Here is a 10,422-nt window from a genome sequence, read left to right as displayed (position 1 = left end):
GGTGCTGTCTCACGCTGCCTGTTTTGCCGTGACGAACGCCGCAAGGCTGGCCACGTTGTTGAAATGGTTGCGGGTGTCCTTGGCGTCGGCGTCGATCTTGATGCCGTAACGCTTCTGGATGGCCAGGCCGAGTTCCAGCGCGTCGACCGAGTCCAGGCCCAGGCCTTCGCCGAACAGCGTCTGCTCGTCGCCGATGTCCTGCGCGCTGATGTCTTCCAGGCCCAGGGCGTCGATGATCAGCTCCTTGATTTCAAGGTTGAGTGCAGGGTTTGGAACGCTCATCTGTGGCGAGCTCCTTGATAAAGTAGTGGTGCAAATGTTCATTGAGCTTGCGCGAGGCCTGGGGGGCTGGCCCCAGCGCGGCAAAGGCGTATGTGTCTATATCGGCACCCACGCGCAAACTGAAGTGCACGCGCCGATGGGGGATCCGGTACCAGGGCTCGGCCTTGGTCAAGGTGGTGGGGCTGACCTTGATGGTCACCGGGGTGATGATTCTCGCACCCCGCAGCGCGATTGCGGCGGCGCCGCGATGAAAGGCCGGTGGCTGGCCGGGCTCGGTGCGCGTGCCTTCCGGGAAAATAATCAGGGTTTGCCCGCCTTGCAGGGCGTCTGCCGCGGCGTCGAGCATGTCCATGCTGCCGTCGTTGCTGATGTAATCCGCTTCGCGCACGGCGCCATGCATGAACGGGTTTTGCCACAGGCTTTGCTTGACCACGCAGTTGGCATTGCGCACCAGGCCGATCAGAAACACCACGTCGATCAACGAGGGGTGGTTGGCGATGATCATTTGCCCCGGCCGCCCGAGTTTGTCGGCGCCTTCGACTTCATAGGTGAGCACGCCGGTGCGGGCCATGAAGCGGATGAACACCCAGAACAACTGGCTGACCACCCGGCGGGCACGCTGGCGGTGGGCCTGTTTGTCCCCCGGCAGGCACGCCAACAGCGGGAACACCAGCACGCGCAGGCATAACCCGCCCAGGCCGAACAGCGCAAAGCTTGCGGCCGTCGCCAGCAGGCGCCACAGGTAGCCGTCGCGGCGTTTATTCACGGGCTGCGCTGCCAGTTCCATGTTCGGCCATGCCATGCGTGTTGGAAGGAAGTGCTTGAGCCCAGCATGTGCTGCAACAAGCTTAAGGCGTGGGGCCAAGGGCTCTTGGCAACGTTCGCGTGCGCCGGGCCAAGGGACAGTTCCCAGCCCTTGCCCGGGGTGATCAGCAAACCCAGCGCATAGGCAAAGGGCACGTCATTGATCCAACTGGCATAGGCCGCGGGTGGCTGCTCCTCGGTGACCACCAGCAACACCTGCGGGGCACCTTCGGCCAGCAGCGCGGCGGCCTCGAGCAAACCATGCTCCAGGCCGTCGCCGGCTGCGGCCAAGGCGGTCATCTCGCACGTATCGCCGCGCAGAATCGACCACAAGCCGATCACTGCGTTATGCACCGACAGGCTGAACTGGGTGGGCGACAACGGCTGCTCGGCGGCCAGGTCACTCAGGATGTCGAAGGTGCGTGGCGTTTCGCCATGGCGGGAAACAAACACCAGCGGCATCGGTTCGCGACCTTCGGCCAAGGGCCAGCCGACATCAAAGGCCATGCGCGCCAGATGGCCCAGGCGGCGGCGCTGCATGGCCGGCAGGAATGAAACGTCGGGCGCAGCGCCGGGGCACTGAACGACGCAAGGGCTGGTGCCCCAGCGCCGCCAGTCGTCGGCCGACGTCAACCCGGGTGCCCAGGCGCGCCATTGCTCGATGTTGAAGGTGATCACAGTGGTGTAATTCCCGCCCGCAGGGGCTTGCAGTCCATGGCAGTCCACTCGGGCAACGACTAACCATGACGTGGTGCAATGGCCGAGAGGCGGGCATTATCCGGGTAGGATAGGTGTGTAGCAAACATTGGTTACATAAACTGTACAAAGTCGGCGATGGGTGGTTACGGCATTATTGGCCCGTGCATTCAGTAAAAGGCTGGCAATTGGCCTCTATCTGGGTATTTCCGCTGCTATTTCTCAAGCGCACAGGAAGTGTTCGATCTTATTCATCTTTCGCCTGTAGCTTTAAGGCCACGATGGCCGCAGCGAGCTCATTTCTGAAAACTAAGTAGGCCCCGTCCTCTCAACGGTGCTGGCTAATCCGCCCCCACGGCCACTACACTCGGGCATTCCTATGTACACGGAGGTCTTTTCATGCGGCGCGTGGTGTTCAATCAGAAAGGCGGCGTAGGCAAGTCGAGCATTGCCTGTAATCTGGCGGCGGTAAGTGCGCAGGAGGGTTACCGGACGCTGTTGATCGACCTGGATGCACAGGCCAACTCCACCCAATACCTCACGGGCCTCACGGGTGACGACATCCCCATGGGCATTGCCGATTTCTTCAAGCAGACACTGTCTTCCGGGCCGTTTGCCAAAAAGAACACGGTGGACATCTACGAGACGCCGTTCGACAACCTGCACGTGGTCACCGCCACGGCGGAACTGGCCGACCTGCAGCCCAAGCTTGAGGCCAAGCATAAGATCAACAAACTGCGTAAATTGCTCGACGAGCTGTCGGAGGATTACGACCGTATCTACCTCGACACACCGCCGGCGTTAAATTTTTACGCGGTATCGGCACTGATCGCCGCCGACCGGGTGCTGATCCCCTTCGACTGCGACAGTTTTTCGCGCCAGGCGTTGTACGGGTTGATCAATGAGATCGCCGAACTGCGCGATGACCACAACGAAGGCCTGGAAGTGGAAGGCATCGTGGTCAACCAGTTCCAGCCGCGCGCCAGCTTGCCGCAGCAGATCCTTGATGAACTGATCGCCGAGGGCTTGCCGGTGTTACCGGTGTATTTGAATAGCTCGGTGCGCATGCGCGAGTCGCACCAGGCAAGCATGCCGCTGATCTTCCTGGACCCGCGGCACAAGCTGACGCAGCAGTTTGTGGAGCTGCATGCGTTGCTGGAAAACAACGCGGCTTAAATGCCCTGGGTGCGTAACCACGCCAACAATTGCGGGAGCGGAAACGCGCCGCTCTGGCGTGCGACTTCCCGGCCATTCTTGAACAGGATCAGGCTGGGAATGGAGCGAATCCCCAACTGCGCCGACAGTTGCTGATTGGCCTCGCTGTCCAACTTGGCCAACCGGCAGCGACCACTCAACTGCCCCGCCGCCTGCTCGAATATCGGTGCAAATGACTTGCACGGCCCACACCAGTCCGCCCACACGTCTACCAGCAACGGCAGGTCGCCCTTGATCTGGCTGGCGTAGTCGCCCTGGGTCAACTCGAACGGTTTGTCGAGAATGACCGACGCCTTGCAGCGCCCGCACTTGGGTTGGTCGCCCACGCGCTCGGCAGGGATGCGGTTGAGGCCGTTGCAGTGGGGGCAGGGGATTACCAGTGGGGTGGGCATGGTGGGTTCCGATCAAGGGGGATGTGGCTTATTTGGAGCTCTTGGGCGCAATAATCAAGGGTGCCGGCCTCCGGGTCCTTGGTAAGGGGTCAGCTCTGTGCTCTAAGTAGGGACGGTATGGAAAATAGGTCGGAAACCTCTGACTATGGCTCCCTACTCAGGAGCACGGTGCCTGTCGCCAGCCCTCAAGAAGAACAGCTGATCTCCAAATGCTTGCCCCACTCCGGTGGCCGTTGCGCGTAAGCCTCCATACCCGCCTGCGCCTCGAACGGCCGGGTCAGTACCCTGTGCAAGCGCCTAACCTCCTCGTAATCCCCGTCCTCGGCTGCATCAATGGCTTTTTGCGCCAAGTAATTGCGCAGCACGTACAAAGGGTTCACCGCGTGCATGCGCGCGGTGCGGTCGCTGCTGGCCGGTTCGCGGTTCAGGCGTGCCAGGTAGGCAGTGGCCCAGGCGTCAAAGGCATCGCGGTCGATGAAGTCGTCGCGCAACTTCAACACGGCGGCCTCGGCGGCTTCATCACCCAAACGGCGGAAGAACAGGTTGTAGTCCACGGCGCTGTTTTGCATCAGCGCGAACAGGCGCTCCAGCAGTTGCTTGTCATCATCTTCAGCCGTGGTGAAGCCGAGCCTGCGGCGCATCAGGTCTGCGTAGTGAGCCTCGTACAAGGGCAGGAACAGCCCCAGGGTTTCGCGCAACGCCTCGACGCTGATGAACGGCGTCAGGGCCTGGGCCAGTGCGCTGAGGTTCCAGTGGGCGATGGGCACCTGATTGCTGAAGCTGTAGCGGCCTTCGTGGTCAGAATGGTTGCAGATGAAATTGGCGTCGAAGTCGTCGAGGAAGGCGAACGGGCCGAAGTCGAAGGTAATACCCAGGATCGACATGTTGTCGGTGTTCATCACGCCATGGCAAAAACCGTAGGCCTGCCATTTGGCGATCAATTGGGCGTTGCGTTCGACGATCTGGCGGTACATGGCCAGGTACGGCTCGGGTTGCTCCAGGCACTCGGGGAAGTGCATGGCCAGCACGTGTTCGCCCAGTTGCTTGGCCAGCTCCGGTTGCTTGGTGTAGTAGAAGTACTCGAAGTGGCCAAAGCGCACGTGGCTCGGTGCCAGGCGCAACAGCATCGCCGCGCGTTCTTGTTTCTCGCGCCACACCGGGGTGTCCGAGCCGATCACGCACAGCGCGCGGCTGCTGGGGATGCCCAAGGCATAAAGTGCTTCTGAGGCAAGGAATTCGCGGATCGAGGAGCGCAGTACGGCGCGGCCGTCCGCCCCACGTGACCAGGGCGTTTGCCCGGCGCCCTTGAGGTGCAGGTCCCAGTGTTCGCCGGCGTCGGTGTACACCTCGCCCAGCAGCAGCCCGCGGCCGTCCCCCAGGCGGGGGTTGTAGTGGCCGAACTGGTGGCCGGAATACACCATCGCCCGCGGCTCGGCCTCGCCCCAAAGCTTGTGGCCACTGAACAGCTCGGCGAATACCGGCGAATAGGCTTCGGTGGGTTCCAGGTCGAGCAGGCGCATGGCGGCTTCGCTGGCCACCACCAGGCGTGGCGCCTCGATGGGGTCGGGCAGCACCGAAGTTGAGAACGCGTCGCCCAGGCGGGCAAAGCGGTTGTCGAAGGTCAGTTCGTCGAGGGCTTTCAACGGCCATCTCCAGCAGAATGTCCGAGCATTCTGCTGGGGTTGGCCCCTGTGAGTCCAGTCAGTCCAGATGAGTGTCGGGCGGTTCTGGCATCTGCTTGGCGGCGGGAGGGCTTGGCAACAGGGCCGGGTCGACCTTTTCCATCGGTACCAATTTGAATTCCTGACCTTGGGTGTTTTTCAGGTACACCTCCATTTGCCGGAACGAAATGTTGATGTGGTGGGCCTTGAACTCGCGGTTGATGTAGCGGTTCATTTCGTCGAGCACCGGGTTGCGGTCACCCAGGTCGCGCACGTGCATGCGCAACTCGTGGTCCAGGGTACTTTCGCCAAAGTTCAGGAAGTACACGCTGGGGCCCGGCTCTTTGAGCACGCGGGGGTTTTCCTGGGCGCCCTTGAGCAGCAGCGACTTGACCAGGTCCAGGTCCGAGCCGTAGTCCACGCCCAGCTTCAACGTGACCCGGGTGATGGTATCGGTCAGCGACCAGTTGATCAGTTGCCCGGTAATGAACGTTTTGTTCGGGACAATGATGTCCTTGCGGTCGAAGTCGGTGATGGTGGTGGCACGTATGCGGATTTTGCTGACCGTCCCCGACAGGCTGCCGATGGTGATGGTGTCGCCGATGCGCACCGGGCGTTCGAACAGGATCATGATGCCGGAGATGAAGTTGGCGAAGATCTCCTGCATGCCGAAACCCAGGCCCACGGAAAGCGCGGCCACCAGCCATTGCAGCTTGTCCCAGCTGACCCCCAGGGTCGACAGCGTGGAGACGAAGCCGACGCCGGCAATCACGTAGGACAGCAGCGTGGTAGTCGCGTAGGCGCTGCCCTGTGCCAGGTTCAGTCGCGACAGCACCAACACCTCCAGCAGGCCGGGCAAGTTGCCGGCCAGCGCAAAGGTGATGCCGATGATCACCAATGCGCCCAGCAGGTCGCCCAGGCTGATCGGCACCATGCTTATGCTGGCGCCGGTGCCGCTGGTGTACTCGTACAGGGTGATGTTGTCCAGGTAGGCGAACACGCTGATCAGGTCCGACCACACCCAGTACAGGCAGCCGATGAACAGGCCCAACAGCGCCAGGCGAATCAGGCGCAGGGACTGTTGGTTGACCTGCTCGATGTCCAGGGTCGGCTCTTCGACCGGGATCTCGCCGTCGCCGCTTTCCTTGGCAGCCTGGCGTTTGCTCAGGGCGCGCTGGTAGGCCAGGCGTCGTGCTGCCACGCCCAGGCCGCGCACGAAGGCGGCTTCGATCACCAGCCAGAACATCAGCAGGTACAGGGTATCGATCAGCCGGTCGGTGAGTTTCAAAGCGGTGTAGTAGTAGCCAAAGCACACCGCGACGAACAGTGCGATCGGCAGCGCAGTGAAGACAATACCCACGGTTCTGCGGAACAGCGAGGCATTCTTGTGGGCAGGGCTGCTAATCAACAGGCGGCTGAGCAACCAGGCCATCAACGCGTAGCAGGTCAGTACCACGCCGATGCCCAGTACGTCGTCGGCCAGCGCCGAAGGTTGCAGTTCGGCAACCGCCACCACCGACACCAGTGCCAGTACCACGAAGCCCAGCCGGCGGATCCAGCCACGCAAAAACTCGACCTGGGGTTTCTCCCAGCGAAAGTGCAATTCGGCCACGCCGCCCGGTGCCAGGATCCGGTAGGCGGTGTAGAACACCAGCCAGGCCTGGGCGATCTGCAGGATCGCCGAACCCAGGCTGGCGTTCTGCCCGCGGGCGTCGATCAGCAGGGCGTAACCGCACAGCGCCAGCGCCAGGGCCAGCGGCATTGCCAGCAAGACGTTGACCAAAATGGCCTGGGGCGTGTGCCACTGGCTGTCACGTTTGAAGTGGCCGATGTCCTGGTGCACCTTGGTCAGCCGTGCATACAGGTACTTGCGCCGCCACAGCAGGCCGCCAATCAGCAACAGCAACGGCAAAAACAGCAACGGCCGCTGCACCAGGCCGTCGGCCAGCTCCGTCAGGCTGGAGGCCCAGGGCAGGGTGGTGACCTGCTTGGTCAGGTGGTTGGGCACGCCTTGCAGCCATTCGAAATCCAGCGGCTTGTTGCTGGGGATCCAGAACATCTGCTCATCGAGGGTGGCGCGCAGGCCCTGGGCGGTGGTCAGCAGTTGCTTTTGGTTGAGCTGCAGGGTGATCGATTCGTTGAGCAATGCACTCAACTCGCGGTTCAGGCGCTCCAGCAAATCGCTGCGGGTCACGGCCAGGTCCAGCAGGTTCTTGCGCAACTGCGGGGTCACGTCTTCTGGCGGTTGCGCGGCTAGCAATGAGTCCACATAGGCGGCCGGGTTGCCCAGGGTTTCGCGCTGTTGGTTGACCTCGAACTGGTACAGGCGGATGTCGGCGATTTCGTCGGCCAGGTCGCGGTTGACCTTTAAGTGCGGCAGGGCCTGCTTCTGCTTGTAGAGGATCTTGGACAGCAACAGGCTACCCTTGAGCACGTTGATCTGCTCGTCCAAGGCCTGGTCGCTTTGGGTCACGCTGTCCAGTTGCTGCTTGGTCTTGAGGTTTTCCTGGGTCAGGTCGTTGAGCCGGTCGGTACTCTTGAGCAGGTAGTCGGACAGCTTGACGTTGGTCGCGCTCTCGGTGGCCAGCAGGCTGCTGCCGCCGGCCTTTTGCGCCTCGATGGATTGCTCGGTCACGGTCTGTTGCGACTGGGCCAGGCGCTTCTGGTTGATCAGCGTTTGCAGGTCCTGGATTTCCTGGTCCAGGCGGCTGGTTTTTTCCAGCAGCAGGTCATGCTGGCTGTTGCCCAGGTCTTGCAGCAGGCTATTGCCGGCCAGCTCCTGGCGGCGCAGGGTGATCAGCGAGTTGATCGAGGCCAGCTCCGCGTTCAGCTGGTTGCGCTGATCGGCGGAGATGACTTTGCCGCCGTCCTTGCCGGTCTTGAGGATGCCGTTGATCTGCTGGATACGATTTTGGTTGCTGCTGATTTCGGTCTGCGCGCGCTCCGGGCGAGTTTGTGCAGTGATGGTCATGGTGTTGGCGTCGGCCAAGGCTTTTTGCTGTTCGGCCTGCTCGGTGCCGCGCTGGGTCAACAATTGTTCGAGCTGGGGCACCGACAGGTTGGCATAGCGCTGGGCCACCGCAATTACGTGTACGCCCTTGAGGCGACCCAGCTCACGTTGGTTTTCAGCCGTCTGGCGCGGCGCGTCGTTGAGCTGGCGCTTGAGGTCTGCCAGCTTCTGGTCGCTGTCGTCGCGGTTGGACAGGTATGCCAGGGTTTGCTCAAGCACCTGCTGCAGGGCTTTCTGGTCGCTGTCACTGAGCTTGCGGTCAGCGATCTTGTCGATGCTTTGCTGCACCGCGTCTTTGGTGGGGGGATCGGCAGCGTGTACAGCAGTAACCGACAGGCACAGCCCTAGCAGGGCTGCGGAAAAAAAAGTGCGCAGGGTGGGCATAGGTAAAAAGTCGTGACGCTCGAATAGAGAATGGCAGTTTAGAGGAAGAGCCCAGGGCCTGGGCGACTTCCTTCGGGGAATTTGACGCCCACTTTGAGGATCTTGTTCCCTTCCATGACGGCCACCGTCCAGATTGTGTTGTTCCAGTCGACGTGGTCGCCGACGATCGGCGCGCCGCCAACCTTCTGGGTTATGAACTTGCCCAGCGGCATTTTCGGGTCCTGGCCGTCGAGCTTCAAACCGTACAACGCCGCTACAGGCCCCAGTTCTGCGTCCCCTTCGAGCACGAAGTCGCCGAAGAAGCGCAAATCCAGACCGCGCTGCGGCGCCTGGCTGAACAGTTTTCCGAGGGCTGGCAAGTTGTGTTCATGGCCAATGACGCAGAGTAAATCATCGACCTCCAACACTGTACTACCCGACGGATGGAGCAGTTGCTGGCCACGAAACAGCGCGGCGATACGGGTGCCTTCGGGCATTTTCAGTTCACGCAGGGCGGCGCCGATGCACCATTTTTCGGCGCCAAGGCGGTACACGAACATCTCCCATTCACTGGTGATGTGCACTTCCAGGGCCGAGCGGGATATGGGTGCAGGGTCGGGCGGTACGGTCACTTTCAGCAGCTTGGCGACCCACGGCAAGCTGGTGCCTTGCACCAGCAGCGAGACCAGTACGATAAAGAACGCCAGGTTGAAATACAGTTGGGCGTGGGGCAGGCCTGCCATCAGCGGGAACACCGCAAGGATGATCGGTACCGCGCCGCGCAGGCCCACCCAGGAGATAAAGGCTTTTTCACGGCCGTGGAAGGCCTTGAACGGCAGCAGGCCGACCAGCACCGACAAGGGGCGCGCGAACAGAATCATCCACAGCGCCAGGCCCAGGGCGGGCAACGCGATGGGCAGCAGGTCGTGGGGGGTGACCAGCAAGCCCAGTACCAGGAACATGCCGATCTGCGCCAACCAGGCCATGCCATCGAGCATGTGCAGGATACCGTGGCGGCTGCGGATGGGCTTGTTGCCCATCACCAGGCCGCACAGGTACACCGCCAGGAAGCCGCTGCCGTGCAGGGCGTTGGTCAGGGCAAACACCACCAGGCCGCCGGCTACCACCAAGATCGGGTACAGCCCGGTGGCCAGGTTGATGCGGTTGACCAATTGCAGCATCAGCCAGCCGCCGCCCAGGCCAATGATGCCGCCGATGCCGAACTCGCGCACCAGGTGGCCCAGCAGGCTCCAGTGCAGGCCGGTCTGGCCGCTGGCAAGCATGTCGATGAGCGTCACGGTCAGGAACACGGCCATCGGGTCGTTGCTGCCCGATTCGATTTCCAGGCTGGCAGTCACCCGTTCGTTCAGGCCCTTGCCACCCAGCAGCGAGAACACTGCTGCGGCGTCAGTGGAGCCGACGATGGCACCAATCAGCAGGCCCTGGATGATATTCAGGTCAAACAGCCAGGCGGCCATCATGCCGGTTAGCCCGGTGGTGATCAGCACCCCCACCGTGGCCAGCGACAAGGCCGGCCACAGGGCCACGCGGAAACTCGCCACCCGCGTGCGCAGCCCGCCGTCGAGCAGGATCACCGCCAGCGCAAGGTTACCCACCAGATAGGCCGTGGGGTAGTTGTCGAAAATGATGCCGCCACCGTCCACGCCGGCGGTCATGCCGACGGCCAGGATGATGACCAGAATGGGGATGCCCAAACGCGAGGAGAGTGAACTGACCAGGATGCTAGCACCTACCAGCAACGCGCCGATCAAGAACAGGCTGTTGATGGTGGTCGCATTCAAAGGCGTTACTCCCTAAAACTGAAAGGCTTGGCGGCCTGCTTCATGCAGGCGGCGTGCCAGGCGATTCTAACCTGTGTCGCAACAAGGGTGTCAAAGCGTGTGCAGGAAAAAAGCCGGCGTGGTCATGGCCAGGCTATTTATTTACGCCCTTGTGCCAGCCCCTGTTCTTTAGGTTGATCAGTCTCTTAATGGCAAGG

Annotated in this window: 8 protein-coding genes; 1 reads left to right on the top strand and 7 read right to left on the bottom strand. The window is 61.9% G+C overall.

All coding sequences use genetic code 11. From position 1 onward, the window contains the following. Positions 1 to 9 precede the first annotated feature (9 nt). From L9B60_RS09325 to L9B60_RS09315, 3 genes are read right to left on the bottom strand one after another with little or no spacing between them, the layout of a single operon-like run. Positions 10 to 282: a phosphopantetheine-binding protein gene (locus tag L9B60_RS09325; RefSeq protein ID WP_249678199.1), complete on the bottom strand. Its 273-nt coding sequence runs from the start codon at positions 280 to 282 to the stop codon at positions 10 to 12. Further along, a complete protein-coding gene (locus L9B60_RS09320; protein ID WP_249678198.1) occupies positions 251 to 1,069 on the bottom strand; it encodes a lysophospholipid acyltransferase family protein in 819 nt (272 codons plus the stop codon). Before L9B60_RS09320 ends, L9B60_RS09325 begins: the two co-directional genes overlap by 32 nt. Beyond that, positions 1,045 to 1,764: a beta-ketoacyl synthase chain length factor gene (locus L9B60_RS09315; protein WP_249678197.1), complete on the bottom strand. Its 720-nt coding sequence runs from the start codon at positions 1,762 to 1,764 to the stop codon at positions 1,045 to 1,047. Before L9B60_RS09315 ends, L9B60_RS09320 begins: the two co-directional genes overlap by 25 nt. A 417-nt stretch (positions 1,765 to 2,181) precedes the next feature. On the opposite strand from L9B60_RS09315, the gene L9B60_RS09310 reads away from it, so the two are divergent. After that, positions 2,182 to 2,958, top strand: a complete 777-nt coding sequence (locus tag L9B60_RS09310; protein WP_249678196.1) for a ParA family protein — start codon at positions 2,182 to 2,184, stop codon at positions 2,956 to 2,958. On the opposite strand, the gene trxC is transcribed toward L9B60_RS09310, so the two are convergent. From trxC to L9B60_RS09290, 4 genes are all read right to left on the bottom strand, one after another. Further along, positions 2,955 to 3,389 carry a thioredoxin TrxC gene (gene trxC / locus L9B60_RS09305; protein WP_249678195.1) on the bottom strand — a complete coding sequence of 145 codons (435 nt, stop codon included), beginning with the start codon at positions 3,387 to 3,389 and terminating at the stop codon, positions 2,955 to 2,957. The genes L9B60_RS09310 and trxC overlap by 4 nt on opposite strands. Positions 3,390 to 3,574: 185 nt before the next feature. Further along, a complete protein-coding gene (gene selO / locus L9B60_RS09300) occupies positions 3,575 to 5,032 on the bottom strand; it encodes a protein adenylyltransferase SelO (RefSeq protein WP_249678194.1) in 1,458 nt (485 codons plus the stop codon). Between the two features lie 58 nt (positions 5,033 to 5,090). Next, on the bottom strand, positions 5,091 to 8,444 hold the full coding sequence (gene mscK / locus L9B60_RS09295; RefSeq protein WP_249678193.1) for a mechanosensitive channel MscK: 3,354 nt from the start codon (positions 8,442 to 8,444) through the stop codon (positions 5,091 to 5,093). A 38-nt stretch (positions 8,445 to 8,482) separates the two neighbouring features. After that, a complete protein-coding gene (locus tag L9B60_RS09290) occupies positions 8,483 to 10,225 on the bottom strand; it encodes a potassium/proton antiporter (RefSeq protein ID WP_249678192.1) in 1,743 nt (580 codons plus the stop codon). Positions 10,226 to 10,422 lie beyond the last annotated feature (197 nt).

This window comes from Pseudomonas abieticivorans, assembly GCF_023509015.1.
In the GTDB taxonomy this organism is placed as follows: domain Bacteria; phylum Pseudomonadota; class Gammaproteobacteria; order Pseudomonadales; family Pseudomonadaceae; genus Aquipseudomonas; species Aquipseudomonas abieticivorans.
This window is presented reverse-complemented; position numbering and strand designations above follow the sequence as displayed.